The organism is Cellulomonas humilata (assembly GCF_013359775.1).
In the GTDB taxonomy this organism is placed as follows: domain Bacteria; phylum Actinomycetota; class Actinomycetes; order Actinomycetales; family Cellulomonadaceae; genus Cellulomonas; species Cellulomonas humilata.
Map to the genome: position 1 here is coordinate 69007 of NZ_JABMCI010000069.1, position 25619 is coordinate 94625.

Sequence of the window (25619 nt, forward strand, 5' to 3'; positions counted from 1 at the left end):
AGGTGGAAGGATGGCCCCATGACCTCCGACGCCGTCCCGGCTGATCCTCGCAGCACCCGCGAGCCGTTCGACCCCGCCGACGTCACATGGACCCCGGTGTCGCGGCGGCTCGTCGGGGCGAGGCTGACCGTCACGGCGATCGTGCTGACCCCGGTCCTCGCGCTGCTCGTCCTCATGGCGGTGTTCGCCGGCGAGGCCTGGCTGTGGGTGTTCCCCGCGCTGGTCGCGCTGCTCGCGCTCTGGATCGTGTGGCTGGTGCCGCGCCAGGTGAACGCGATGGCCTACGCGGAGCGCGCGGACGACCTGCTGGTGCGGCGCGGCATCATGTTCCGCTCGCTCGTCGTGGTGCCGTACGGACGTATGCAGTACGTGGACGTCAACGCGGGTCCGCTCGCGCGCCGGTTCGGCATCGCCTCCGTGCAGCTGCACACCGCGTCGCCGGCCACGAGCGCGTCGATCGACGGGCTGCCGCCGCACGAGGCCGCGCGCCTGCGCGACCGGATGGCCTCCCGCGGCGAGGCGCGGCTGGCGGGGCTGTGACCACCGCACCCGGCACGCCCAACGCGCCCGGCACACCCAACGCGCCCGACGCATCCGGCACGCCCGACGCACGCGGCATGCCCGACGCCCTCGGCACGCCCCGGGCACCGGACGTCGAGGTCGAGAGCGACGAGTACGTCACCGGGTGGCGCCGGATGCACCCGGTCACGCCGGCGCTCAAGGGCTGGAAGGTCCTGGTCGCAGTGCTGGCCATCGGATGGTTCCAGGTGGGCGAGAACCTGCGGCAGGCGATCGACCTGATGCAGGGCAAGGCGTTCCTGGCGCTCCTGGGCGGCATCCTGCTGATCGGTCTGATCGGCTTCGGGTACTCCGCGGTCGCGTGGCGCGTGACCAGGTTCGCGGTCACCGACGAGGCCGTCCACCTGCGCACCGGCATCCTGTTCCGGCAGCAGCGCCAGGCGCGGCTCGACCGGCTCCAGGCGGTCGACGTGGTGCAGCCGCTGCTCGCCCGGCTGGTCGGCCTGGCCGAGCTCAAGCTCGAGGTGGCCGGCGGCAGCGGGTCCGCCGTGTCGCTCGCGTTCCTGCGCGAGTCCGAGGCGGAGGCCCTGCGCGCGGAGCTGCTCGCGCTGGCCGCCGGGCTCCAGCGCCCGGGCACCGTCGTGCCCGCCGCCGTCGCGACCCCGGAGGGCACGACGGGCACGCCCGGGACGCCAACGGCACCCGTGGCGTTCGAGGTCGCACCCGAGCGCCAGGTGTACGAGCTGCCGATGGGCCGGCTCGTGAAGTCCACGCTGCGGTCGGGGACGGTGCCGACGCTGCTGCTGATCGTGGCGGCCGCGATCGTGGTGAGCATCGCGTCGCGGGACATCAGCGCCGCGTTCGTGCTGGTCGCGCCCCTGTTCGGTGCCGTCACGTTCGTGTGGAGCCGGATCAACCAGGGCGCCAACTTCCGTGCCGCGATCTCGCCCGACGGCATCCGGCTGCGACACGGTCTGACCGAGTCACGCGCCCAGACCGTGCCGCCCGGGCGCGTGCAGGCCATCCGGCTGCGCCAGGGTCCGCTGTGGCGCGGGCCCGACTGGTGGCGCGTCGAGATCAACGTGGCGGGCTACGGCCAGAGCGACCAGCAGCAGCGGGACACCGTCCTGCACCCGGTGGCCACCCGCGAGGAGGCGATGACGGCGCTCTGGATGGTGCTCCCGGACCTCGGCGTCGACGACCCGGCGGCTCTGGTCGAGGCCGCCCTGACCGGCAAGGACACCGACGGCGGGTTCACGACGGCGCCGCGGCGCGCCCGCTGGGTGGACCCCGTCGGCTGGCGTCGGCACGGCGTGCGCGTCACCGACCGGGCGCTGGTCACACGGACCGGCCGGATCTGGCGCAGCGTCGACGTGGTGCCGCACGAGCGCACCCAGTCCCTCGGGCTGGCGCAGGGACCGCTCCAGCGGCGGCTCGGGCTCGCGTCCTTCGTCCTGCACTCCACCCCGGGACCCGTCGCGCCCCGCGTCCAGCACCTCGACGCGGGCGTCGCGGCCGCTCTGCTCGACGAGCAGGCCGAGCGCGCGCGGACTGCTCGCGCGTCCGCCACGCCGGAGCAGTGGATGCGCGCCGTCGGTGCACCGACACCCGCGGACCCGGATCCGGAGCCGACGACCGCACCCCCGGAGCCCGCGCCGGACCGCGAGGCGCCCGCAGTCCCGCCGCGCACGGGAGCGGACGCGTGACCCCACCGGACCCGGCCGACCGTCCGGGCCGGCTCGGGGTCGGTGTCATCGGCACGGGTCGGGTGGGCGCGGTGCTGGGCAGCGCGCTGCGGGCTGCGGGTCACCCGGTGGTGGCGGTCTCCGCGATCTCGGAGGCGTCCCGGGAGCGGGCGGCCGTGCTGCTGCCGGGCGTCCCGGTGCTGGACATCCCCGAGGTCGTCCGCCGCGCCGAGCTGGTGCTCCTCACCGTCCCCGACGACGCCCTCGCGGACCTGGTGCGCGGGTTGGCGGACCTGGGCGCGTGGCAGGTGGGCCAGATCGTCGTGCACACGTCCGGGCGGTACGGCGTGGACGTGCTCGCCCCCGCGCGCGCGGCCGGCGTGATCCCGCTCGCGCTGCACCCCGCGATGACGTTCACGGGCACGTCGCTGGACCTCTCCCGGCTGGTCGGCTGCTCGTTCGCGGTCACCGCACCCGGCCCGGTGCTGCCGATCGGCCAGGCGCTCGTCGTGGAGATCGGCGGTGAGCCGGTGGTGCTCGCCGAGGACGCCCGCGGGCTCTACCACGCGGCCCTCGCGCACGGCGCGAACCACCTGGTGGTGCTCGTCGCGCAGGCCGCGCAGGCCCTGGCGGCGGCGGGCGTCGCGGACCCGGGCCGCATGCTCACGCCGCTGCTCGAGGCCGCGCTCGACGGCGCGCTGCGCGCGGAGTCGACCGACGGACCCGGCGCCATCAGCGCCCTGACCGGGCCGGTCCGGCGCGGGGACGCGGGGACGGTCCGCGAGCACGGTTCTGCCCTGACCGCGTTCGCCGCGGCCACGGGGGCGGTCGACGTCGTCGCGGGATACCGTGCCCTGGCGCGCTCGGCGACCGGTCGCGCGCTCGCGGCCGGCCTGATCTCGTCGGCCGCGGCACAGGAGCTCCTTGACGGCATCAACGAGGACGCCGGGACGTTGCAGGTGGACGACGGGCCGGACCCGCAGGAGGACGAATGACCACGCAGACCACCACGCCGACGCTCGTGCACACGCGCGAGGAGCTGGCGGCGGCGCTCGCGGTGCAGGACGTGCAGGCGGTCCCGCGCACCGAGGGGCAGGCCGGCACCGCGCACACCGCCCGTCCGTACCGCCGGGCGGTCGTCATGACCATGGGCGCGCTGCACGCCGGCCACCTGTCACTGGTCGCCCGTGCGCGTGAGCTGGCCGACGCCGTCGTCGTGACGATCTTCGTCAACCCGCTCCAGTTCTCGCCGTCGGAGGACCTGTCCCGGTACCCCCGTGACCTGCACCGCGACCTCGCGCTGCTGTCCGGGCCCGGCCTGCTCGGTCCGGACGACGTCGTCTTCGCCCCCGGTCCAGAGGTCGTGTACCCGGACGGCGACCCGATCGTGCGGGTGAGCGCGGGGTCGATCGGGGACGTGCTCGAGGGCGTCAGTCGGCCGGGCCACCTCGACGGCGTGCTCACGGTGGTGCTCAAGCTGATGCACCTGACCCGCCCGGAGGTCGCACTGTTCGGTGCCAAGGACGCGCAGCAGCTGGCCGCGGTGCGCCGGATGGTCCGTGACCTCGACGCGCCGGTGACGGTGGTCGGTGCGCCGATCGTGCGCGACGAGGACGGGATCGCCCTGTCCAGCCGCAACGCCTACCTGAGCGACGACGAGCGGCGCCGCGCCCTCGGACTGTCCCGGGCACTGCATGCCCGAGGGACCGCCGACGAGATCCGCGCGGGTGCCCGGCGGGCCATGCGGGAGACCGAGGTCGACTACGTCGGTCTGGTCGATCCGGTGACCTTCGCCGAGGTGCCCGCGGACTTCGTCGGCGAGGCCCTGCTGCTCGTCGCGGCGACGGTCGGGACGACGCGGCTGATCGACAACGCGGTCGTGCAGGTGGGCGTGTGACCTCCCTGGTGCGCACGATGATGACCGGCAAGATCCACCGCGCCACCGTCACGCAGGCGGACCTGCACTACGTCGGGTCGATCACGGTGGACGCCGACCTGCTGGCGGCGGCGGACGTCCTGCCCGGCCAGCAGGTGGACGTCGTGGACGTCACCAGCGGCGCTCGGCTGACCACCTACGCGATCGCGGGCGAGCCGGGCTCCGGGCAGGTGTGCATCAACGGCGCGGCCGCCCACCTGGTGCACCCCGGCGACGTCGTCATCCTCATCGCGTACGGGCAGCTGTCCGACGCCGAGGCCCGCACGTACGAGCCCCACGTCGTGCTCGTGGACGCGCAGAACCGGATCGCCGAGCTGGGGGACGACCCCGGCCAGGTCCCCGCCGGCTGGACCGGGCTGGAACCGAGCGGTGTGCCGTTCGCGCAGGGACGTGCGATGGTCGGGCGGTGACCCGCCTCGCCACCCGCCTCGCCGCGCCCGAACCCGGCTGGACGGTGGAGGCCGACGCGGTCGTCGTCGGCTCCGGCATCGCCGGTCTGACCGCCGCGCTCGAGCTGCGCACCCGCGTGCCCCGGGTGCTGCTGGTCACCAAGGACATCCTCGCGTCCGGGTCCACCGTGTGGGCGCAGGGCGGCATCGCGGCCGCGCTGGACCCGTCGGACTCGCCCTCCGCGCACCTGCAGGACACGCTCGTCGCCGGTGCGGGCCTCTGCGACCCGCGCGCGGTCGAGGTGCTGGTCACCGAGGGTCCCGCGCGGGTGCGCGAGCTGGTCACGCGCGGCGCGGTCTTCGACACCGCCTCGGACGGCAGCATCTCGCTCACCCGCGAGGGCGGGCACCACGCCGACCGGATCGCGCACGCCGGCGGCGACGCCACCGGGGCGGAGATCTCGCGCGCGCTCGTCGCGCAGATCGAGGCGGTGCGCGAGGACCCGGGCATCGAGGTCATCGAGCACGCGCTCGTGCTGGACGTCCTCACGGGTCCGCCCGGACCGGACGGCACTCCCGGGCACGCGTGCGGCGTGACGCTGCACGTGATCGGCGAGGGGCAGCGCGACGGCGTCGGGGCCGCCCTGGGCCGCGCGGTCGTGCTGGCCACCGGCGGCATCGGCCAGGTGTACCGCTCCTCGACCAACCCCTCGCAGGCCACCGGCGACGGCATCGCCGCGGCGCTGCGGGCGGGCGCCACGCTGGGCGACGTCGAGTTCGTGCAGTTCCACCCCACCGTGCTCTGGCTCGGCTCGGGCGTGAAGGGGCAGCTGACGCTGGTCTCCGAGGCGGTGCGCGGCGAGGGCGCGCTGCTGCTGGACACCGACGGCGTGCGGTTCATGCCCGACGTGCACCCGATGGCGGAGCTGGCACCCCGGGACGTCGTCGCGCACGCGATCGTGCGGCGGATGAAGGAGACCGGCTCCGACCACGTGTGGCTGGACGCGCGGCACCTCGGCGACGACTTCCTGCGCGGCCGGTTCCCGACGATCAACGAGCGCCTGCTCGAGCACGGCATCGACCTGACCACGGACCTGGTCCCGGTCGCACCCGCCCAGCACTACCACTCGGGCGGGGTCGTCACCGACCTGGTGGGACGCACCAGCCTGCCCGGTCTGTACGCGGTCGGGGAGGTGGCCTGCACCGGCGTGCACGGCGCCAACCGGCTCGCGTCGAACTCCCTGCTCGAGGGCCTGGTGTTCGCCACCCGCGCCGCCCGCCACATCGCCGAGCAGGTGCACCAGGGCGCCCTGCCCCCGCTCGCCCCCGTGCAGCGCCCCGGCGACGAGGCCCTGGTCGCGGCGGCGTCCCGTGCGCGGGTGCAGCGGATCGCGTCGGACGGTCCCGGGCCGCTGCGGTCGGGCGACGGGCTGCGCCGCGCCGCGGACCTGCTCGCCGCGGTGCCCACCGACGCCCACCGCCGCACCGACGAGGGCCGCCTGCTGGCCGTGCCGCAGGTGGCCGAGTGGGAGACGACGAACGTGCACCAGGTGGCGACCGTGCTGACCGACGCCGCGCTGGTGCGCGAGGAGAGCCGCGGCGGGCACGCGCGCAGCGATTTCCCCGACACCGAGAAGGCCTGGCAGGTCCGGCTGGAGCTGTCGCTCGACGCCGACGGCACCCTGGTCCCCCGACGCGCGCAGATCGGCTGACGCCATGACCGCACTCGACCCCGCCTGGCTCGCCCGGACGGTGGCGATCGCCCTCGACGAGGACCTCGGACCGGAGCCCGGCCGGGACGTCACGACGCAGGCGACGATCCCGCCGGAGACCGTCGGCGCCGCGGACCTCGTGGCCCGTCAGGACGGGGTCGTCGCCGGTCTGGTGGTGATCCCCGAGGTCGTCGGACAGGTCGCTGCACGGCTCGGCCTGCCGGTGCCGACGGTGGACCACCGCGTCGCGGACGGCGCCCGGGTGGCCCGCGGTGACGTGCTCGCGGTGCTGACCGGTCCGGTGCAGGTGCTCCTCGTCGCGGAGCGCACGCTGCTCAACCTCGCGTCGCGCGCGTCGGGCGTCGCCACCCACACCCGGCGCTGGGCCGACGCCCTGGACGGCACGGGCGCCCAGGTGCTCGACACCCGCAAGACGACCCCCGGCCTGCGCGCGCTGGAGAAGTACGCGGTGCGCTGCGGCGGCGGCACCAACAAGCGCATGGGGCTGTACGACGTGGCGATGGTCAAGGACAACCACGTGGTCGCTGCGGGCTCGGTGGTGGCCGCGGTCGAGGCCGTGCGCGCGCGGTTCCCGGACGTGACCATCCAGGTGGAGGCCGACACCTTGGCGCAGGCGCTCGAGGCCGTCGCCGCCGGCGCGCGGTTCCTGCTGCTCGACAACATGCCCACGCAGCTGCTGGCGGAGGTCGTGGCGGCGGTGCGCGGGGGCGAGCTGTCGACGGGGCGCGTCGAGCTGGAGGCCACCGGCAACCTCACGCTCGACCGCGCGCGGGAGGTCGCGTCGACGGGGGTCGACTACCTGTCGGTGGGCGGGCTCACGCACTCGTCGCCGATCCTCGACCTGGCCCTCGACCTGGAGCCGGGGACGACCTCGACCCGCCGGTAAGATCGCCCGGTGAGCGAGACGCCCCAGAGCACCCCTGCCCCCGACGACGCCCCCGAGCAGATCCGGGTGCGACGCGAGAAGCGGGACCGGCTGCTCGCGGCAGGCGTCGAGGCCTACCCGGTCGGGGTGCCGCGCACCCACACGATCGCGCAGGTCCGTGCGGACCACCCGGAGCTCGAGCCGGGGCAGGAGACGGACGACGAGGTCGGCGTCGCCGGTCGCGTGGTGTTCGTGCGGATCGGCGGGAAGCTCTGCTTCGCCACGCTCCAGGACGGCGAGGGGAACCGGCTCCAGGCCATGTTCAGCCTGGCGGCCGTCGGCGAGGAGCGTCTGGCGGCGTTCAAGACCGACGTGGACCTCGGTGACCACCTGTTCGTGCACGGCCGCGTGATCAGCTCGCGGCGCGGGGAGCTGTCGGTGCTCGCCGACGCCTGGCAGCTGGCGGCGAAGTCGCTGCGACCGCTGCCCAACCTCTTCGAGGGCGCCGAGCTGTCCGAGGAGGCGCGCGTCCGGCAGCGGTACGTCGACCTGATCGTGCGCCCCGCGGCCCGGCAGACCGCCCGCCAGCGGCCGGCGCTGCTGCGGTCGCTGCGCGACAACTTCCACCGGCGCGACTTCATCGAGATCGAGACGCCGATGCTCCAGACGCAGCCCGGCGGCGCGACCGCCCGGCCGTTCATCACGCACATGAACGCGTTCGACATGGACCTGTACCTGCGGATCGCGCCCGAGCTGTTCCTCAAGCGGGCGCTCGTCGGGGGCATCGAGCGCGTGTTCGAGATCAACCGGAACTTCCGCAACGAGGGTGCGGACTCCACGCACTCGCCGGAGTTCGCCATGCTCGAGGCGTACGAGTCCTACGGCGACTACGACACGATGGCGGCCCTGACGCGGGATCTGGTGCAGACCGCCGCGCAGGACGTGCTGGGCACCTCCGTGGTCGTGATGCCGGACGGCGAGGAGTACGAGCTCGGTGGCGAGTGGGCCGAGCTGACCATGTACGGGTCGCTGTCGGAGTCGCTGGGCGAGCAGATCACCCCGCAGACCGGCCTGGACGCGCTCCAGGTGTACGCCGACAAGCTCGGCATCGAGACCGACCCCAAGCGCCTCAGCCACGGCAAGCTGGTGGAGCAGCTGTGGGAGCACCAGGTGGGCGACCACCTGTTTGCGCCCACATTCGTGCGCGATTTCCCCGTCGAGACGAGCCCGTTGGTGCGCGATCACCGCAGCATCACCGGTGTTGTCGAGAAGTGGGACCTGTATGTGCGCGGGTTCGAGCTGGCGACCGGCTATTCGGAGCTCGTCGACCCGGTGATCCAGCGGCAGCGCTTCGAGGCGCAGGCGTTGCTGGCGGCGGCCGGTGACGACGAGGCGATGCGCGTGGATGAGGACTTTCTCATGGCGGTGGAGTACGCGTTGCCGCCAGCAGGCGGGATCGGGCTCGGGATCGACAGGTTGCTGATGGCGCTCACCGGTCTGGGTATTCGGGAGACCATCCTGTTCCCGCTGGTGAAGCCGTTGAGCTCATGAACCCGCTGCTCACCGCCCTGGCGGCGCTGTTGCCGTCCATCGGCGTCGGTCTGTTGTTCTGGTTCGCCATCCGCGCGGTGGTCAATGCGGACCGCACGGAACGGCAGGCAATCGCCAGAATGGATGCCGCCGAACGTGACGCAGAATTGGCTGCCGGCAAGAAGGAATCTCCGCCAACCGTTTGACGCCTTAATGCGCCGATGCGATAGTGAGAACGACAGCATTCCCCGCATCTGTCAGATGGAGCAAGCAATGGCGCAGAAGGTTCAGGTCCTGCTGGTCGATGACATCGACGGCGGAGCTGCAGACGAGACCGTGACGTTCGGGCTCGACGGCGTCACGTATGAGATCGACCTGACCACAGGTCACGCGAGCGACCTGCGTGACGCATTCGCCCAGTGGGTCGGGCACGCACGGAAGGTCGGCGGTCGTTCCGCCTCGAAGTCGACGCCCGCGCGCGGGCGTCGTTCGTCCTCGGGCGACGCGCAGGCGATCCGCGAGTGGGCCAAGGAGCACGGGCACCACGTGTCCGAGCGCGGCCGCATCTCCGCGGAGGTCAAGGCCGCGTACGACGCAGCCCACTGATCGACGCGCGAGAGCCCGGCATCCCCCGATGCCGGGCTCTCGTCATGTCCGCGCTCAGGCGGGACGCGTCCCGGTGAGCTCGCGCACCGCGGCGTACTGCTCGCGCACCCGCGGCACGGGCTCGCCGCGGTACGTGGTGGCCTCCGAGGCGGAGCTCCACGCCGGGGGCGTCGAGGCGCCCGAGAGCACCCAGGCGGCCTGGCGGGCGGCACCGTCGGCCACGTACTCGCCGGGCGTCGGGACGCGCACGTCCAGCCCGAGCACCGACGGGGCGATCTCGCGCACGGCGGCGGACTGCGCGCCACCGCCGATGAGGAACAGCCGCTCGACCGCGACGCCCTGGGCGCGCAGCGCGTCGACGCCGTCGGCGAGCGCGCAGAGCATGCCCTCGACCGCCGCGCGAGCCAGGTGCGCCGGGGTGGTGTTGGCCAGTCGCAGGCCGTGCAGGGCTCCCGTGGCGTCGGGCTTGTTCGGGGTGCGCTCGCCCTCCAGGTAGGGCACGAGCACGAGCCCGTCGGCGCCGGCCGGTGCGGACAGGGCCAGCGCGGACAGGCCGGCGTGGTCGACGCCGAGCATCCGGGCGGCCGCGTCGAGCACGCGCGACGCGTTCAGGGTGCACGCGAGGGGCAGGAAGGCGCCCGTGGCGTCGGCGAAGCCCGTCACCAGGCCGGAGCCGTCGGCGGTCGCGGCGGACGCGATCGCGGAGACGACGCCCGAGGTGCCGATGGAGACCGCGACGTCGCCCGGCTGGAGCCCCAGCGCCAGCGCCGCGGCGGCGTTGTCGCCGGCACCCGGGCCGAGGATCGCCCCGCCGGTGGAGCGCGGTCCGGCCTCGTAGGCGCCGAGCACGCGCGGGACGAGGGCGTCGTGGCCCAGCGCCAGCTCGAGCAGGTCGTGGCGGTAGTCCTCGGTGGCAGGGGACCAGTAGCCGGTGCCCGACGCGTCCGAGCGGTCGGTCACCAGGGCGTCGAGCCCCGGCGCGCCGGCCAGGCGCCAGGTCAGCCAGTCGTGGGGGAGCGCGACGGCGGCGACGCGTGCGGCGTTGGCCGGCTCGGCGTCGCGCAGCCAGCGCAGCTTGGTCACGGTCAGCGACGCGACCGGCACCGAACCGATGGCGTCGGCCCACACCTGGGGCCCGCCCAGCTCCTCGATGAGGTCCAGGGCGGCGGGCGCCGAGCGCGTGTCGTTCCACAGGAGCGCGTCGCGGACCACCTCGCCGTCCGCGTCGAGGGCGACCATGCCGTGCTGCTGACCGCCGACGGAGATCGCGTCGACGTCGTCGAGACCCCCCGCGCTGACGATCGCGGACTGGAGGGCGTCCCACCAGTACCAGGGTGCGACCTCGGTGCCGTCGGGGTGCGACGCCCGTCCGGTGCGCACGAGCGCGCCGGTGTCCGCGTCGCGCACGACGACCTTGCAGGACTGCGTCGACGAGTCGATGCCGGCCACGAGAGCCATGAGCTACCTCCAGATGAACCCGCGACGTCCGCACTCCTGCGGGTGGGAACCCGACGGAGTGCGGACGTCGCGAGGAGACGGGACGGGACGGGTCAGCGGGCGCCGAGTGCGTGCTCGAGGGCCAGCTGGTTGAGGCGCACGAAGCCGAAGCCCCGCTCGGCGACGGCGTCGACGTCGAGGTCCTCGTAGGCGGAGGTGTCGGCCAGCAGGTCGGCCAGGGTCTCGCCCTCGGCCAGCGTCGGCTGCGACAGCTCGAGCACACCGGACTCCTCGAGCGCGGCCTTCACCTCGGGGTCGGCCCGGAACGCCTGAGCGCGCTCCTTGAGCAGCAGGTAGGCGGACATGTTCGCGGCGGCGGAGTCCCAGACGCCCTTCATGTCCTCGGTGCGCGACGGCTTGTAGTCGAAGTGGCGCGGGCCGTCGTAGCGGGGGCCGCCGGACGGGAAGCCGTTCTCGACCAGGTCCACCGTGGCGAACGCGGAGAACAGGTCGCCGTGGCCGAACACCAGGTCCTGGTCGTACTTGATGGACCGCTGGCCATTGAGGTCGATGTGGAAGAGCTTCTCCGCCCACAGCGCCTGCGCGATGCCCGAGGTGTAGTTCAGGCCGGCCATCTGCTCGTGGCCCGTCTCCGGGTTGAGGCCGACGATGTCGCCGTGCTCGAGCTTGGCGATGAGCGCCAGCGCGTGCCCGACCGTGGGGAGCAGGATGTCGCCGCGGGGCTCGTTGGGCTTGGGCTCGATGGCGATCCGGAGGCCGTAGCCCTTCTCCTTGATGTACGCGGCGACGGTGTCGATGCCCTCGGCGTACCGGTCGTGCGCGGCGTTGAGGTCCTTGGCCGAGTCGTACTCGGCGCCCTCGCGGCCGCCCCACATGACGAACGTGTCGGCGCCCAGCTCGGCAGCGAGGTCGACGTTGCGGACCACCTTGCGCAGGCCGTAACGGCGGACGCGGCGGTCGTTGGAGGTGAACGCGCCGTCCTTGAAGATCGGGTGGCTGAACGTGTTGGTGGTGACCATCTCGACCGTGATGCCGGTCTCGTCCAGGGCGCCCTTGAAGCGGGTCAGGATGCGGTCGCGCTCGGCGGCGTCGGAGCCGAAGGGCACCACGTCGTCGTCGTGGAACGTCACGTGCGCGGCGCCCAGCTCAGCGAGCTTGTGGACCGACTCCACGGGGTCCAGCCACGGGCGGCTGGCGGATCCGAACTGGTCCTGGGCGTTCCACCCGACCGTCCAGAGGCCGAACGAGAACTTGTCTGCACGGGTGGGCTGCGGTGCCATCACACGTCTCCTCATCGAGATCAACGAATTTAGTTTGCCGGATGAATTTATCCCTTCCAGCCGGTAGGGTCAAGCCATGCCGACGCCCGAGCCCCGCGATCCGTCGCGCGTGGCCCGCCAGGCGCAGATGCGGGACCAGAACCTCGGCGTCGTGCTGCGGGGGATCGTCGACGCCGACGAGCCGCTGTCCCGGGCCCAGCTCGCCGCGTCGGAGGACCTCGCGCGCGCCACGGTCTCGGGGCTCGTCGACCACCTCATCGAGGCGCGTCTGGTGCGCGAGCTCGACCCCGCCCAGACCCAGCGCGCCGGCCGCCCCGCCGTGCCGCTCGCCCCGGCGCGGGGGACCGTCGCCGGGATCGGCATGGAGGTCAACGTCGACTACCTGGGCGTCCGCGCCCTCGACCTGGCCGGTGACGTGCTCGCCGAGCACGTGGAGCTCGACGACCTGCGGGGGGTCGACGCCGCGCAGGTGCTGGACCGGCTCGCCGCGCTCGCGGAACCGGTGATCGAGGACCTGAGCTCCCGAGGCGTGCGCGTCGCCGGCACCGCCCTGGCGCTCCCCGGGCTGGTCGACCGCGTCACCGGCCCGCTGCGCATCGCCCCCAACCTCGGCTGGCGCGACGTCGACGTCGTCGGGGTCGTCTCCGCCCATCCCGCGCTGGCCGCGTTCCCGCCGCGGGTGGCCAACGAGGCCAACCTGGCGGCGCGCGCCGAGGCCCACGCCCGACGGGGATCGCCGAGCTTCGCGTACGTCTCCGGCGAGGTCGGCATCGGTGGCGCGATCGTGCTCGACGGCGAGATCTTCCCCGGTCGGCACGGCTGGAGCGGCGAGATCGGGCACATCGTCATCGACGCGTTCCGAGGTCCGCGGGCCTCCGACGGCAGCCTGGAGGCGCTGGCCGGACAGGACGCGATGCTGCGCACGGCCGGCCTCCCGCCGACCGCCCGGCTCGACGCCCTCCTCGACGCGCTGACGGTGGGCGAGCCACGGGCCACGGCCGCCGTCGCGCAGGCCGCCCGGGCGCTCGGCGTCGCGCTCGCGTCCGTGGCCAACGTGGTCGACGTCGGTGAGGTGGTGCTCGGTGGCACCTTCGGCCAGCTGTTCGACCACGTGCACGACGAGGTGTCCGCCCGGCTCGACGAGCTCGTCATCTTCGCGCCCTGGTCCCCGCTGACGGTCTCGCCCGCCCGCGCCGGCCAGTACCCGGCGATGACCGGCGGCGCGCTGGCGTCCCTGGCCCGCGTGCTGGCGGACCCGGCGGAGTGGCTGCGCGCCCAGACCTGACCCGCAACGTCCGCACTCGTGCGCGCTGGAGCGCGACGGAGTGCGGACGTCGGGCCGGTGCCACCCGCAGCGTCCGCACTCGTGCGCGCTGGAGCCCGACGGTGTGCGGACGTCCCCCGACGTAGGCTCGCTGACCGTGAGCGCGCAGCAGAGGCCCCTGTGGATCGGTACCTACCCCGTCGCCGGTGCGGGGACGCCCGTCGGGCTGGGGGAGGGGATCTGGCGGGTCGACCTCGATCCCGCGACCGGTGCCCTGAGCGCCGCGCGGCAGGTCGTCGAGACGCCGTCGCCGAGCTTCCTCGCCCTGCGCGGCACGGTCCTGTACGCCGCGAACGAGCAGGCGGACGGCACGGTCAGCGCGTTCGACGTCGTCGGCGACGCCCTGGTGCACCGCGCGACGGTCCCGTCGGGCGGCGCGGACCCGTGCCACCTGCTGCTCGACGACGACGGCCGCACCCTGTTCGTCGCCAACTACACCTCCGGCACGCTCGGCGTGCTGCCGCTCGACGCGGACGGCGGGTTCAGCGCGCTCGGGCCGGACCAGGTGTTCGGGCACGTCGGCGTGGGTCCCGACGAGGACCGGCAGGAGTCGTCGCACGCGCACTTCGTCGCGCTCGACCCGAGCGGCGCGTTCGTGCTCGTGGTCGACCTGGGCACGGACGAGATCCGCCGCTACCGCCGGGTCGACGGGCACCTCGCCGAGGACGGCATCGCGGCGGCGCTCCCCGCCGGCACGGGGCCACGGCACCTGGCGTTCAGCGCGGACGGCCGGTTCGCGTACGTGGTCGGCGAGCTCGACGTGACCGTCCGCGTGCTCGCGTGGGGGGCCGGTGTCGGGACCCTGGTGCAGACCCTCCCGGCGACGACCGTCCCCGCGCAGGAACGCCGGCTGCCGTCGCACATCGTCCTCGACGGTGACCGGGTGCTCGTCGGCGTGCGGACGTCCGACGTGCTCGCGCGGTTCGCGGTCCGCGCGGACGGCCTGCTCGACCCGGTCGCCGACGACACGCTCCCCGGTGCCTGGCCCCGGCACCTCGCGGTCGTCGACGGCTGGACCGTCGTGGCCGAGCAGGTGTCCGGCGGGCTCACCACGCTGGCCGGCGACGGCTCCGTGGTCGCCACCCTCGACCTGCCGGCACCCACCTGCGTCCTGCCGGCCTGAGGATCCCGCCGGCCCGTCAGTGGTGGTGCCCGAGCCGGCCCAGGGTCGTCTCGGGTGTCGCGCCGGGGCGGGTCCACTGGGGTGCGGGTCGGCCGGTCGGTCCGGTGTCGGGGACCCCGTCGACGTCGGTGCGCCAGTACCAGCACGGGTCGTGCCCGCCGGGCCGGCCGTCGGGGGTGTCCTCCCAGGCCTCGCCGCGGCCGTAGGGCGTCCGGTCGAGCGCGCCGAAGGGACCGGCGACGGCCTCGACGCCGCGGCCGGTCGTCGCGTAGGTGAGGAAGACGCGCTCGCCGTCGCGCAGGAAGCAGGCGAAGGACCCCATCTCGTCGCCGATCGGCGCGTCGACGTCGCGGACCGAGAACCAGGGCTGGGTGTAGCCCATGAAGTCGACGTAGGGAGCCACCTCGTCCCACCGGCCCGTGGTCACGACGGCGAACGAGACGCCGCGCGCCTGGAGGTAGACGGTGTCCCGCAGGTGCCACGCCGAGACCGTGCACCCCTCGCACTGACCCTGGTGCGGGGCCCCGTCGTGCCACATGTGCTTGTAGACCATCAGCTCGTCGCGGCCCTGGAACAGGTCCCGGAAGGGCACCGGTCCCGCGGGTCCGACGACCGCGGTGGTGCCGTCGACCTCCACCATCGGGAGCCGTCGGCGGGCTGCGGCGAGCGCGTCGCTCTCGCGGGTGTGGGCCTTCTCCCGGACGAGCAGCTGGTCGCTGGCGGCCTGCCAGGTCGCCAGGTCCACCACGGGCGGCAGCCCAGGTGTCGTGGTGGGGTCGAGGGGGGTGGTCGTCATGGCATCCTCCGAGGTCTCGCGCCGGGCGTCGTCACCCGACTCCTGATGACGTGGACAGGTGCGGGTTCTCGACACCCTCGTTCGTCCGATTCGCCCGTTACCGAATCGTGATCTTCTCCACTTACCGCCCAGTAAGTGATTGTGGTTGTCTGGCGGCAGCCGCCCGTGACGGCGGGGCAATGACGCCCTGACCGAACCCGGACGCAAGTGGCTGTGCAACGGAGCGCGGCCATGTCACGAGGGAGTGACCGTGCGTCGTGCCGACCGCCTGAACCCCGTCCCTGCGAGCCTCGCCGCCCTGGCGCTGGTCGTCCCGCTGGCCCTCGTCGGGCTCGCGTCGCCCGCTGCCGCGGCGCCGGGTGACCTGGCGCGGACCGGGACGGCGACGGCGTCGGTGTTCCAGTCGGACGGCGACGGCACGTTCCCGCCGGACGCCGCGATCGACGGCGACCCGGCCACCCGCTGGGCCAGCGGCAACGGCCCGGACGAGGACGTCGAGTACACCGCGTGGGTGCAGGTCGACCTCGGCGCGGAGGCGTCCGTCGACCACGTCGTCCTGGCCTGGGAGGCCGCGTTCGCCGCGGGCTACGAGGTCCAGGTGGCGACGACCGCACCCGACGACCCGGCGTCGTGGACGTCGGTGCACACCGAGGCGGCGGGCGACGGCGGCACCGACGACCTGACGTTCACGGCCACCGACGCCCGGTACGTGCGCGTGCAGATGAACCAGCGCACCAGCTTCACGTGGGACCCGGCGCGCCTGCACTGGTACGGCTACTCGCTGTTCTCCCTCGAGGTCTACGGCACGCCCACGCAGGTGGCCGCCGCGTTCGCCGGCTCCAGCACGACCGTCCCGGCCGGCACCGACGCCACGGTCCCGGTGATCCTCGCGATCCCCGCCGCCACCGACACCACCGTGCGCGTCCGGTCCACCGGCGGCACGGGCGTGGCCGGCACCGACTACACCGCGGTCGACCAGATGCTCACCTTCCCGGCCGGCACCACCGAGGCGAGCGTCACGGTGCCGACCGTCGACCACGGACCCCTCGGCCAGGTCCGCACCGTCGAGCTCACCCTGTCCGAGCCGTCCGCGGGCCTGGTCCTGGGCGGCCGCACGACGAGCACTGTCACCATCACGCCGCACGGCGACCTGCCCGACGTCGGCGGCGTCACGGTGCTCGACGACTACGAGTCCGGCGTCCCGGCCGGGTACACCACCTGGGGCATCAGCGCGCCGGTCACCCCGGTGCTGTCGACGGGACCGGTGGACCGGGGAGGCAGCGGACTGGTCGCGACGGTCGGCGGCACGCCCGCGGCCAGCGACTGGTTCGGGTTCACGCACGACATCGCGGCCACCGACTGGTCCGCGCACGACGGGTTCACGTTCTGGTTCCTGGGCACCGGCGGCGGCGGTCAGCTGCGGTACGAGCTGAAGAGCAACGGCCAGCTGTTCGAGCGGTCCGTCACCGACGACGCCGCGGGCTGGCGCCAGGTCAACGTCGCGTTCTCGCAGCTGCGGCTCAAGGGCAACCCGGCCTCCGACGCGCGCTTCGACCCGACCGTGAGCACCGGCTTCGCGGTCACGCTGACCGACCTGGGCGCGGGTGCGTGGACGTTCGACGACCTCGGCCTGTACGACCGCGTGAGCACGATCGAGGACGCCGAGGGTGACGTGCCACTGGCCGCGCCCGGCACCACGGTCGGCATCTTCACGTGGGGCTCGGCCGCGGACCTGGTGAGCCTGGCCGTCACGGAGCAGGAGCGCGACGGTGTGCCCGCCGGCAACCACGTGCTCTCCGGCGACTACCTGATCCCCTCGGGCGGCTGGGGCGGCTTCAGCCAGAACCTCGCCGCCGGACAGGACTGGAGCTCGTTCCGTGGCATCCGGCTGGCCTGGTACGCCTCGCAGCCGACGCGCCCCGCGAGCCCGACCGCCGGTGACGACATCAAGGTCGAGCTGAAGGACGGCGGCCCGGACGGCGAGCACTCGGAGCTGTGGGCGGCCACGTTCAAGGACAACTGGTCCAGCGACGGCAGCCGGTGGAAGATCGTCGACCTCCCGTTCTCCGCGTTCACCCTGGGCGGCTACCAGCCCGGCGACGCGGCGACGCGCAACGGCACCCTCGACCTCACGTCGGCGTGGGGCTACGCGCTGACGATGGTGCCGGGCACCGCGACCGCGGTCTCCTGGGCCGTCGACGACGTGCAGCTCTACGGCTCGGCGGTCGCCGCACCGACGGCGATGGTCACCAGCCAGGACGTCGTCCTGGTCGACCCCGGCGCGACCGCGCAGGTCCCGGTCGTCCTGACGACGACCGACGGCCAGCCGCTCGCCGCGGACGTCACCGTCGACTACGCGAACGGCGCCGGCACCGCGGTGGCCGGCACGCACTACGACGCGTTCTCCGGCACGCTCACGTTCCCCGCGGGCACGGCCACCGGCGCCACGCAGACGATCGACGTCGTCACCCACGCGACCGCCGCGGTCGACGACGCCCGCACGCTGGCGGTCGACCTGACGGCCACGGGGGCCGCGGTCGGCACCAGCCCGACGGTCGTGCTCAACGCGGTGGGCGCCGCCTACCTCGACCCGGGCGCGAGCACGGCGGACCGGGTGGAGGACCTGCTGGGCCGGATGACCCTGGCCGAGAAGATCGGCCAGATGACCCAGGCCGAGCGCCTGGGGCTCCAGTCGCCCGCGCAGATCCGCGACCTGGGCCTGGGCTCCGTCCTCTCGGGCGGCGGCTCCGTGCCGACGCAGAACACGGCGACCGGCTGGGCGGACATGATCGACGGCTTCCAGCGCCAGGCGCTGTCCACGCGGTTGCAGATCCCGCTGATCTACGGCGTGGACGCCGTGCACGGCCACAACAACGTGGTGGGCGCGACGATCTTCCCGCACAACTCGGGCCTGGGCGCCGCTCGCGACGCGGACCTGGTGGAGGAGGTCCAGCGGACCACCGCGCAGGAGGTGCGCGCCACGGGCGTGCCGTGGGCGTTCTCCCCGTGCCTGTGCGTGACGCGCGACGAGCGGTGGGGTCGCAGCTACGAGTCGTTCGGTGAGGACCCGGCGCTGGTGACCGCGATGGCGGGCGCCTCGATCGTCGGCCTCCAGGGCGACGACGCGTCCGACCTCTCCGGCCCCGACAAGGTGCTCGCCACGGCCAAGCACTGGGTGGGTGACGGCGGCACCACGTACGACCCCGCGCTGGCCGGTTCCGGCTATCCGATCGACCAGGGCACCACCCACGTCGAGAGCCTGGACGAGCTGCGGCGCCTGCACGTCGACCCGTACGTGCCGTCGATCGAGGCGGGCGTCGGCTCGATCATGCCCTCGTACTCCGCCGTCTCCGTCGCGGGCGCCGACCCGATCCGCATGCACGAGTACGGCGCCCTGAACACCGACCTGCTCAAGGGCGAGCTCGGGTTCGACGGCTTCCTCATCAGCGACTGGGAGGGCATCGACAAGCTGCCCGGCGGCACGTACGCCGACAAGGCCGCCCGTTCGGTGAACGCGGGCCTCGACATGGCGATGGCGCCGTACAACTTCGGCGCGTTCATCACGGCGATCACCGGCAAGGTGGGCTCCGGGGACGTGTCGCAGGAGCGGGTGGACGACGCCGTCCGGCGGATCCTCACGCAGAAGTTCGCGCTCGGCCTGTTCGACGCGCCCTTCGCCGACCGCTCGCTGGCCGGGGACGTCGGGTCCGACGCCCACCGCGCGGTGGCCCGGGAGGCGGCCGCGAAGTCGCAGGTGCTGCTGAAGAACGCGGACGACCTGCTGCCCCTGGCCGCCGACACCCAGGTCTACGTCGCCGGCTCCAACGCGGACGACCTGGGCAACCAGGCCGGCGGCTGGACCATCTCCTGGCAGGGCGGCTCGGGCGACATCACGCCGGGGACGTCGATCCTCGAGGGCATCCAGGCGGCCGGTCCGGCCGTCACGTACTCGAAGGACGCCTCGGCCCCGGTCGGGGATGCGCAGGTGGGCGTCGTCGTCGTCGGCGAGACGCCCTATGCCGAGGGGCAGGGCGACGTCGGCAACAACGGCAAGTCGCTGAGCCTGAGCGCCGCGGACCGCACCGCGATCGACACGGTCTGCGGCGCGCTGCCGTGCGTCGTGCTCGTCGTCGCGGGCCGTCCCCAGCTGGTCACCGACCAGCTCGGCGCGATCGACGCGCTCGTCGCGTCGTGGCTGCCGGGCACCGAGGGGGCAGGCGTGGCGGACGTCCTGTTCGGCACGCAGCCCTTCACCGGACGCCTCCCGGTGAGCTGGCCGGCCTCCGCCGACCAGGTCCCGGTGAACGTCGGCGACGACGTCTACGCACCGCTGTACCCGTACGGCTGGGGCCTGCGCACGGATGCGCAGCGCGACCGGCTCACCGCGCTGGTCGCCACCCTGCCCGCGGGCGATGCGCAGGACGCCGTCCAGGCCGTGCTCGACGCGCCGATCTGGGACGGGTCGGCACTCGACCCGGCTCGCACGGGGCAGGCGGTCCGGCTGCTGTTCGCCGCGGCGGAGGAGCTGAACGGCACCGACCGCGACACCGCGACGGCTGCGGGGATCGTCGTCTCGCTCGTGCGCGACCTCGCCCAGAGTGCCTCAGGCCCCGCCAGCGCTGACGAGGCCGCGACCACGGCCGACGCCGAGCACGCGCTGATGTCCGGCGACGCGAGCGGCGCGGTCGACCTGCTGGCCGACGTCCTCGGGGTGTCCACCGCACCGCCCGTCGCGTCGACCACCAGCCTGTCGCTCTCGCGGTCCTTCGTGGCCTTCGGGAACGCGGTCACCGCCCGGGTGGCCGTCTCGGCGGCCGGCGGTGCGCCGACCGGGTCCGTGCAGGTGCTCGTCGACGGGACGTCGGTGGCCACCGCGCCGCTGGCGGCCGACGGCACCGCCAAGGTGCGGCTGCCTGCCGCTGTCGCCACCGGCCGGCACCGGGTCACGGCCGTCTACGAGGGCGCCCCGGCGGCCGACCCGCCGGTCCTCGGTTCCACCTCCGCCGCCGTGACGCTCACCGTCACGCGCACGCTGCCGACGGTCCGCACGGACGGCACGGACTGGACCGTGCGCCGCTCCGACCCCAAGCAGGTGCACGTCCAGGTGGCCGGCGTCGCCGGTGTCACGCCCACCGGCACGGTCGACGTCTGGGTCAACGGCTCCCGCAAGGGCTCGGCCACCCTCGACGCCCGCGGCACGGCGGTCGTGACGCTGCCCACGAGCACCCGGACCGCGGTGGTGCTGGTCACCTACGCCGGTGACCCGACCTACCTGCCGTGGATCGGCGCGCCGCACCTGCTGGTGGTCCGATGACCCCCTAAAGGGTGACAACGGACCAAAGTCCTTCAGCCCCTGCCGCTACCTGTCGATCCCTCCTCGTCGACGACGAACGAGGAGGTCCCGCGATGCGCAACGGCTTCGACATCTACCGGGTCGGTCCGGACCGGAACCACCAGGAACCGCCCAGCCCGTGGGGCTGGACCGCCCGCCGCGGTGAGGTGCCCACCGGCGAGACCGTCGTGCAGGACCACGACTTCTCGTTGACCTACACCGGCAACGACCCGCAGCTGGCGGCCGCGTTCGCGCGGGGTGCCCGGCTCAAGGAGATCGTCACGATGTGGCCGGAGCTCGCGTTCTACCCGTCGACGGCCGGGGGCTTCCTCCCGGACGGGAACATCTTCCCCATCCGCGGCGACTACAAGCTGCCGAGCGGGCTCAGCGCCCTGCGCTCGAAGCTCGGCTCGCGTCGCTCCTCCGGCGCGCATGCGGCGGAGGTCACTGCCCGGCCGTAGTCCGCGGTCGCGCGGGCGTCGGTCGAGTGCGTGAGAATGGGGCACACCCGTCCGCCCACAGGAGCGCCCGTGACCCTCGAGCACAGCCCGCGCGTCGCCATGCTCTCGGTGCACACCTCTCCGCTCGACCAGCCCGGTACGGGCGACGCGGGCGGGATGAACGTCTATGTGCTCGAGCTGTCGCGCGCACTGGCCGCCCGGGGTGCGCGCGTCGAGATCTTCACGCGCGCGACCTCCTCGGACCAGGCCGAGACGGTGCTGCTTCCGGGCGCCGACGCACTCGGGTATCCCCTCGTCGGTGACGCCGCCCGCACCGTCCTGCTCGCCGACGAGGTCGGCCCCGGCGTGACGCCCCCGATCCTCGTGCACCACGTGCCGGCCGGGCCGTTCGAGCAGCTGGACAAGAACGACCTCCCCGGCGTGCTCTGCGGCATGGCCGCCGGCGTCCTGCGCTGGGAGGCCGCCCGCACACCCGGCTGGTACGACGTCGTGCACTCCCACTACTGGCTGTCCGGCCAGGTCGGGCAGATCGCGGCGGACCGCTGGGAGGTGCCGCTGGTGCACACCGCGCACACGCTCGCCCGCGTGAAGAACGCGTCGCTGGCGCCCGGCGACACCCCGGAGCCGACCGCACGGGTGGTCGGCGAGGAGCAGCTCGCGGCCGAGGCGGACGCGCTGGTGGCCAGCACGCCGGTCGAGGCCGAGGAGCTGGTCGAGCTGTACGGCGCCGACCCCGACCGCGTGCACGTCGTCGAGCCCGGGGTGGACCTGGACCGGTTCGTACCCGGCGACCAGGCGTCGGCCCGCCGCGCCCTGGGCCTGCCGGCCGACCGCCAGATCGTCCTGTTCGCCGGGCGCGTGCAGGCGCTGAAGGCCCCGGACGTGCTGGTCAGCGCGCTGGGCGTGCTGCGGGAGACCGGACGACCGGTCCCGCTGCTCGTCATCCTCGGGGGGCCCTCCGGCCGGTCCAGCGCGGTGCGCGAGCTCCAGGCGCTCGCCGCCATGACGGGCGTGGCCGACGACGTGGTCGTGCACCCGCCCGCCGACCGGGACACCCTGGCGCGCTGGTACCACGCGGCCGACGTGGTCGCGATGCCGTCGCGCAGCGAGTCGTTCGGGCTCGTGGCCGCCGAGGCCCAGGCCAGCGGCGTCCCTGTCATCGCCGCGTGCGTCGGTGGGCTGCGCACGATCGTCGACCACGACGTGTCCGGCCGGCTGGTCCGCGGGCACGACCCGGCAGTCTGGGCCGACGTGATCTCCGACGTGCTGCGCTCCACCGAGGACCGCGCTCGGTACGCGGTCGGCGCTCGCCGGGTGGCCGAGCGGTTCGGCTGGGACACCACCGCGGACCAGATGCTCAAGGTCTACGCCGTGGCCGGCGAGGTCCGGGCGTCCCGCGTCTGAGGGTCGGACGTCCCAGGCCGCCTCGGGGCGCCTGCGGCAGGATGGCCCCATGACCTACACCCTCGTGCTGCTCCGCCACGGCGAGAGCGAGTGGAATGCGAAGAACCTGTTCACCGGCTGGGTCGACGTGCCGCTGTCCGAGAAGGGCACCGCGGAGGCCGTCCGGGGCGGGACGCTGCTCACCGACGCGGGCGTGCTGCCCGACGTCGTGCACACGTCGCTGCTGCGCCGGGCCATCACCACGGCCAACCTGGCCCTCGACGCCGCCGACCGCCACTGGATCCCCGTCAAGCGCTCCTGGCGCCTGAACGAGCGGCACTACGGCGCCCTGCAGGGCAAGGACAAGAAGCAGACGCTCGAGGAGTACGGCGAGGAGCAGTTCATGCTCTGGCGCCGGTCGTACGACTTCCCGCCGCCGGACATCGCGCTGGGCTCGGAGTTCTCCCAGGATGCCGACCCGCGCTACGCCGGCGAGCCGATCCCGCGCGCCGAGGCGCTCGAGCAGGTGCTCGTGCGCGCGCTGCCGTACTGGGAGTCGGACATCGTCCCGGACCTGAAGGCCCGCAAGACCGTGCTGGTCGCGGCCCACGGCAACTCGATCCGCGCGCTGGTCAAGCACCTGGATGACGTCGACAGCAGCACGATCGCCGGCATCAACATCCCCACCGGCATCCCGCTGCTCTACACGCTCGACGAGGAGACGCTGAAGCCCACCAACCCGGGCGGCACGTACCTCGACCCGGAGGCCGCCGCGGAGGCCATCAAGGCCGTGGCCAACCAGGGCCGCTGACTCTCGGCCCACCCATCAACGTCCGCACTCGACAGGGTTCCACCCCGTTCGAGTGCGGACGTTGCTGCGTTCTCCCAGAAGTCAGCGCGCGTCGAAGCTCGCGATCGCCGACTTCGTCGCCGAGGCCCGCCAGGCCTTCTCGATCAGCTCCGCGAGGGCGTCCCAGTCGGGGTCGTGCGCGGCGTCCAGGTGCGCGGCGACCCAGCCGAACCGGCCCATGTAGGGGGCGACGAAGTACCGCACGGGATCGCGCGCGACGATCGCCTGCTGCTCGTGCCGGTCGGCCTTGCACCACAGGGCGAGCCTGCCGTCGGCGTGGTGGTCGGGCAGGATCCAGGCGAACCGACTGCCGCGCGTGAAGAACCCGGTGTTGCCGTACACGTCGACCTCCGCCGAGGTCTCGGGCAGCTGCGCGACGACGCCGCCGAGCCGCTCGCGGGCGACGGCGACGTCGTCGTCACCCCACCCGAGCACCCGCTCCGCCATGCGGCCACGCTACCGACGCGCGCGGAACGAGAGAACGGCCGCTCCCCACGGGGAGCGGCCGTTCTCGGCGTCGGCCTGAGCCGAGGTCAGCCGGCGGTGCGGTCCAGCTCCGGGCGGCCGACGCCCGTCACCAGGTAGGTCACGCGGCGGGCGACCGAGACGCCGTGGTCGCCGAACCGCTCGTAGTACCGGCCCAGCAGCGTGACGTCGACGGTCTCCTGCGTCGTGCCGGCCCAGGAGCCGCCCAGCAGCGCCGCGAAGGTGTCCTCGTGCAGCTCGTCGAGGAGGTCGTCGTCCTGCTCGATGCTCTCCGCCAGCTGGATCTCGCGGCTGTTCAGCAGCGTGGTGGTGCGCCGGGCCACGCGCACCGCGGCGTCATGCATCTCCGCGAACGTGCCGGACAGCGCCTGCGGTACCGCGTGCCGGGGGTACCGGCCGCGCGCCACCTGCGCAATGTGCCGGGCCAGGTCGCCCATGCGCTCCAGCGACGCGCTCATGCGCAGTGCGGAGACGACGATCCGGAGGTCGGTGGCGACGGGCTGCTGCTGCGCGAGCAGCAGGACACAGCGCTCGTCGAGGTCGCGCTCGATCGCGTCGATGGCCAGGTCGTCGGCGATCACGGACTCCGCGAGCGCCAGGTCGGCCGTGAGCAGCGCGATCCCGGCGTTGGTGATGGCCTGCTCGACCCGGCCGCTCATCGCCGCCAGGTCCTCGCCCAGCTGGTGCAGCTCGGCGTCGAAGATGTCCCGCATGTGCTCCCTCTCGTGCCGCGACGGCAGGTGCCGCGCGCAGCGACAGGCTGACATCGGCAGGTGAACGGACGGGCGCGTCCAGGTGAACGGACGACGGCCGTTGTGCACACGCCCCAGCACGTCATGCGAATCGGGTGAGGCAGCGGCACCTCCATCTGGGCCAGCATGGCGGAGGGGCCTCGACGGGAACGACGGAGGGACGACAGATGGCGCAGCGGGTGACGGCGTGGGTCGGCTGGGTGTGGTTCGCGGCGTTCGCGATCCTCGTCTCAGGGCTCTTCACCCTCATCGCGGGGGCCGTGGCGGTGTTCTCGCCGAAGACGGTCGTCTCCTGGACGCCGGACGGGATCGCCGTCGTGGACGTCTCGACGTGGGGCTGGGTGCACCTGGTCCTGGGCGCCCTGCTGCTGCTCGTCGGGTTCGCGCTCTTCTCCGGCAGCGGCTGGGCGCGCGTCACGGCGATCGTGCTGGTGATCCTCAACCTGCTCGCGCAGTTCGTGTCGCTGCCGGTCACCCCGTGGTGGTCGCTCGTCGCCATCGCCCTGGACCTCGTCATCCTGTGGGCGCTGACGGTGCACGGTGACGAGGTCGCGCGCGCGAACCGCTGAAGTCCGTCCGACACGAGAGGCAACGACGATGACGACGTTCACCGCCTGGAAGTTCGACACCGCCGACGGGGCCGCCAAGGCCGTCGACGCACTCAAGGCAGCGCAGGGCGACGGTCTGGTGCGGATCGTCGACCACGCGGTGATCAGCTGGCCCCAGGGCGAGGCGAAGCCCTCGATGCACCACTCCCACGACGACAAGCTCCGCGGCACCGGGTGGGGCGCGTTCTGGGGGCTGCTGTTCGGTGGCCTGTTCTTCGTGCCGCTCCTCGGCGCTGCGGTCGGGGCCGCCGCGGGAGGCATCAGCAAGGCGGTCTCCGCGGTGGGCATCGACGACGCCCAGCTGGAGAGCATCCGCGCGCAGATCACGGAGGGCACCTCGCTGCTGTGCGCGGTGACGGAGAACGCGGACATGGACCGTCTGGGTGAGCGGTTCCACGGCCTGCACAGCACGCTCGTGGCCACCAACCTCACGGACGCCGAGCGGTCGCTGCTGCTGGAGACCTTCGGCTGAGTGAACTGGCAGTGAACGCTTGACGGCGAGC

23 protein-coding genes are annotated in these 25619 nt (G+C 73.7%); 18 read left to right on the top strand and 5 right to left on the bottom strand.

The window, feature by feature from the left end:
* Nucleotides 1-18: 18 nt before the first annotated feature.
* The 10 genes from HP550_RS16480 to HP550_RS16525 all read left to right on the top strand — a co-directional run bounded on the left by HP550_RS16480 (nucleotide 19) and on the right by HP550_RS16525 (nucleotide 9263).
* Nucleotides 19-540: a PH domain-containing protein gene (locus HP550_RS16480; RefSeq protein ID WP_175348771.1), complete on the top strand. Its 522-nt coding sequence runs from the start codon at nucleotides 19-21 to the stop codon at nucleotides 538-540.
* A complete protein-coding gene (locus HP550_RS16485; RefSeq protein ID WP_343048226.1) occupies nucleotides 537-2225 on the top strand; it encodes a PH domain-containing protein in 1689 nt (562 codons plus the stop codon). Before HP550_RS16480 ends, HP550_RS16485 begins: the two co-directional genes overlap by 4 nt.
* Nucleotides 2222-3199 (top strand): DUF2520 domain-containing protein, encoded by a 978-nt coding sequence (locus HP550_RS16490; protein WP_175348772.1) that lies wholly within the window; start codon nucleotides 2222-2224, stop codon nucleotides 3197-3199. The genes HP550_RS16485 and HP550_RS16490 overlap by 4 nt, the downstream gene beginning before the upstream one ends.
* The gene (panC, locus tag HP550_RS16495) at nucleotides 3196-4101 is read left to right on the top strand and encodes a pantoate--beta-alanine ligase (protein ID WP_175348773.1); all 906 of its coding nucleotides are present in this window, start codon (nucleotides 3196-3198) and stop codon (nucleotides 4099-4101) included. Before HP550_RS16490 ends, panC begins: the two co-directional genes overlap by 4 nt.
* A complete protein-coding gene (gene panD, locus HP550_RS16500) occupies nucleotides 4098-4550 on the top strand; it encodes an aspartate 1-decarboxylase (RefSeq protein ID WP_343048227.1) in 453 nt (150 codons plus the stop codon). The genes panC and panD overlap by 4 nt, the downstream gene beginning before the upstream one ends.
* Entirely contained in the window at nucleotides 4547-6241 is a 1695-nt protein-coding gene (locus HP550_RS16505; protein ID WP_175348774.1) for an L-aspartate oxidase, read from the top strand. Before panD ends, HP550_RS16505 begins: the two co-directional genes overlap by 4 nt.
* Nucleotides 6242-6245: 4 nt before the next feature.
* Nucleotides 6246-7148, top strand: coding sequence for a carboxylating nicotinate-nucleotide diphosphorylase (nadC, locus tag HP550_RS16510; protein ID WP_175348775.1), 903 nt, complete (start codon nucleotides 6246-6248; stop codon nucleotides 7146-7148).
* Between the two features lie 9 nt (nucleotides 7149-7157).
* Nucleotides 7158-8678: a lysine--tRNA ligase gene (lysS, locus tag HP550_RS16515; RefSeq protein ID WP_175348776.1), complete on the top strand. Its 1521-nt coding sequence runs from the start codon at nucleotides 7158-7160 to the stop codon at nucleotides 8676-8678.
* A complete protein-coding gene (locus HP550_RS16520; RefSeq protein WP_175348777.1) occupies nucleotides 8675-8863 on the top strand; it encodes a hypothetical protein in 189 nt (62 codons plus the stop codon). Before lysS ends, HP550_RS16520 begins: the two co-directional genes overlap by 4 nt.
* Before the next feature lie 67 nt (nucleotides 8864-8930).
* Complete coding sequence (locus tag HP550_RS16525) at nucleotides 8931-9263, top strand: histone-like nucleoid-structuring protein Lsr2 (RefSeq protein ID WP_175348778.1); 333 nt, start codon at nucleotides 8931-8933, stop codon at nucleotides 9261-9263.
* A 54-nt stretch (nucleotides 9264-9317) separates the two neighbouring features.
* Here the strand turns inward: HP550_RS16525 and xylB are convergent, their stop codons facing one another.
* Nucleotides 9318-10721: a xylulokinase gene (xylB, locus tag HP550_RS16530; RefSeq protein WP_175348779.1), complete on the bottom strand. Its 1404-nt coding sequence runs from the start codon at nucleotides 10719-10721 to the stop codon at nucleotides 9318-9320.
* 92 nt (nucleotides 10722-10813) lie between these two features.
* A complete protein-coding gene (gene xylA, locus HP550_RS16535; RefSeq protein WP_175348780.1) occupies nucleotides 10814-12001 on the bottom strand; it encodes a xylose isomerase in 1188 nt (395 codons plus the stop codon).
* A gap of 76 nt (nucleotides 12002-12077) precedes the next feature.
* Between xylA and HP550_RS16540 the strand changes: the two genes are divergently transcribed.
* Nucleotides 12078-13286 carry an ROK family protein gene (locus HP550_RS16540; RefSeq protein WP_175348781.1) on the top strand — a complete coding sequence of 403 codons (1209 nt, stop codon included), beginning with the start codon at nucleotides 12078-12080 and terminating at the stop codon, nucleotides 13284-13286.
* Between the two features lie 136 nt (nucleotides 13287-13422).
* Nucleotides 13423-14448 (top strand): beta-propeller fold lactonase family protein, encoded by a 1026-nt coding sequence (locus HP550_RS16545; RefSeq protein WP_175348782.1) that lies wholly within the window; start codon nucleotides 13423-13425, stop codon nucleotides 14446-14448.
* A 16-nt stretch (nucleotides 14449-14464) separates the two neighbouring features.
* Here HP550_RS16545 and HP550_RS16550 read toward each other — a convergent pair whose 3' ends face one another.
* The gene (locus HP550_RS16550) at nucleotides 14465-15244 is read right to left on the bottom strand and encodes a DUF899 family protein (protein WP_175348783.1); all 780 of its coding nucleotides are present in this window, start codon (nucleotides 15242-15244) and stop codon (nucleotides 14465-14467) included.
* Between the two features lie 250 nt (nucleotides 15245-15494).
* On the opposite strand from HP550_RS16550, the gene HP550_RS16555 reads away from it, so the two are divergent.
* From HP550_RS16555 to HP550_RS16570, 4 genes are all read left to right on the top strand, one after another.
* Nucleotides 15495-20558: a glycoside hydrolase family 3 N-terminal domain-containing protein gene (locus tag HP550_RS16555; protein ID WP_175348784.1), complete on the top strand. Its 5064-nt coding sequence runs from the start codon at nucleotides 15495-15497 to the stop codon at nucleotides 20556-20558.
* Between the two features lie 92 nt (nucleotides 20559-20650).
* The gene (locus HP550_RS16560; protein WP_175348785.1) at nucleotides 20651-21037 is read left to right on the top strand and encodes a hypothetical protein; all 387 of its coding nucleotides are present in this window, start codon (nucleotides 20651-20653) and stop codon (nucleotides 21035-21037) included.
* Between the two features lie 36 nt (nucleotides 21038-21073).
* Nucleotides 21074-22441 (top strand): glycosyltransferase, encoded by a 1368-nt coding sequence (locus HP550_RS16565; RefSeq protein ID WP_175348786.1) that lies wholly within the window; start codon nucleotides 21074-21076, stop codon nucleotides 22439-22441.
* A 49-nt stretch (nucleotides 22442-22490) separates the two neighbouring features.
* Nucleotides 22491-23231 (top strand): phosphoglyceromutase, encoded by a 741-nt coding sequence (locus tag HP550_RS16570; protein WP_175348787.1) that lies wholly within the window; start codon nucleotides 22491-22493, stop codon nucleotides 23229-23231.
* An 81-nt stretch (nucleotides 23232-23312) separates the two neighbouring features.
* Here HP550_RS16570 and HP550_RS16575 read toward each other — a convergent pair whose 3' ends face one another.
* Both HP550_RS16575 and phoU read right to left on the bottom strand, forming a co-directional pair.
* Nucleotides 23313-23717 (bottom strand): MmcQ/YjbR family DNA-binding protein, encoded by a 405-nt coding sequence (locus HP550_RS16575; RefSeq protein WP_175348788.1) that lies wholly within the window; start codon nucleotides 23715-23717, stop codon nucleotides 23313-23315.
* Between the two features lie 86 nt (nucleotides 23718-23803).
* Entirely contained in the window at nucleotides 23804-24469 is a 666-nt protein-coding gene (gene phoU / locus HP550_RS16580; protein ID WP_175348789.1) for a phosphate signaling complex protein PhoU, read from the bottom strand.
* A gap of 206 nt (nucleotides 24470-24675) precedes the next feature.
* Between phoU and HP550_RS16585 the strand changes: the two genes are divergently transcribed.
* Both HP550_RS16585 and HP550_RS16590 read left to right on the top strand, forming a co-directional pair.
* On the top strand, nucleotides 24676-25077 hold the full coding sequence (locus HP550_RS16585) for a DUF7144 family membrane protein (RefSeq protein WP_175348790.1): 402 nt from the start codon (nucleotides 24676-24678) through the stop codon (nucleotides 25075-25077).
* A gap of 28 nt (nucleotides 25078-25105) precedes the next feature.
* On the top strand, nucleotides 25106-25588 hold the full coding sequence (locus tag HP550_RS16590) for a DUF1269 domain-containing protein (RefSeq protein ID WP_175348791.1): 483 nt from the start codon (nucleotides 25106-25108) through the stop codon (nucleotides 25586-25588).
* Nucleotides 25589-25619: the final 31 nt, after the last annotated feature.

Bases quoted from the DNA above. Each gene is read 5' to 3' on its own strand.
- HP550_RS16590 (WP_175348791.1), top strand. From the start codon at position 25,106: ATGACGACGTTCACCGCCTGGAAGTTCGACACCGCCGACGGGGCCGCC.
- phoU (WP_175348789.1), bottom strand. From the start codon at position 24,469: ATGCGGGACATCTTCGACGCCGAGCTGCACCAGCTGGGCGAGGACCTG.
- HP550_RS16550 (WP_175348783.1), bottom strand. From the start codon at position 15,244: ATGACGACCACCCCCCTCGACCCCACCACGACACCTGGGCTGCCGCCC.
- panC (WP_175348773.1), top strand. From the start codon at position 3,196: ATGACCACGCAGACCACCACGCCGACGCTCGTGCACACGCGCGAGGAG.
- HP550_RS16570 (WP_175348787.1), top strand. From the start codon at position 22,491: ATGACCTACACCCTCGTGCTGCTCCGCCACGGCGAGAGCGAGTGGAAT.
- HP550_RS16565 (WP_175348786.1), top strand. From the start codon at position 21,074: ATGGGGCACACCCGTCCGCCCACAGGAGCGCCCGTGACCCTCGAGCAC.
- nadC (WP_175348775.1), top strand. From the start codon at position 6,246: ATGACCGCACTCGACCCCGCCTGGCTCGCCCGGACGGTGGCGATCGCC.
- HP550_RS16575 (WP_175348788.1), bottom strand. From the start codon at position 23,717: ATGGCGGAGCGGGTGCTCGGGTGGGGTGACGACGACGTCGCCGTCGCC.
- xylA (WP_175348780.1), bottom strand. From the start codon at position 12,001: ATGGCACCGCAGCCCACCCGTGCAGACAAGTTCTCGTTCGGCCTCTGG.
- HP550_RS16520 (WP_175348777.1), top strand. From the start codon at position 8,675: ATGAACCCGCTGCTCACCGCCCTGGCGGCGCTGTTGCCGTCCATCGGC.
- HP550_RS16480 (WP_175348771.1), top strand. From the start codon at position 19: ATGACCTCCGACGCCGTCCCGGCTGATCCTCGCAGCACCCGCGAGCCG.
- HP550_RS16560 (WP_175348785.1), top strand. From the start codon at position 20,651: ATGCGCAACGGCTTCGACATCTACCGGGTCGGTCCGGACCGGAACCAC.
- HP550_RS16525 (WP_175348778.1), top strand. From the start codon at position 8,931: ATGGCGCAGAAGGTTCAGGTCCTGCTGGTCGATGACATCGACGGCGGA.
- xylB (WP_175348779.1), bottom strand. From the start codon at position 10,721: ATGGCTCTCGTGGCCGGCATCGACTCGTCGACGCAGTCCTGCAAGGTC.
- HP550_RS16585 (WP_175348790.1), top strand. From the start codon at position 24,676: ATGGCGCAGCGGGTGACGGCGTGGGTCGGCTGGGTGTGGTTCGCGGCG.
- HP550_RS16540 (WP_175348781.1), top strand. From the start codon at position 12,078: ATGCCGACGCCCGAGCCCCGCGATCCGTCGCGCGTGGCCCGCCAGGCG.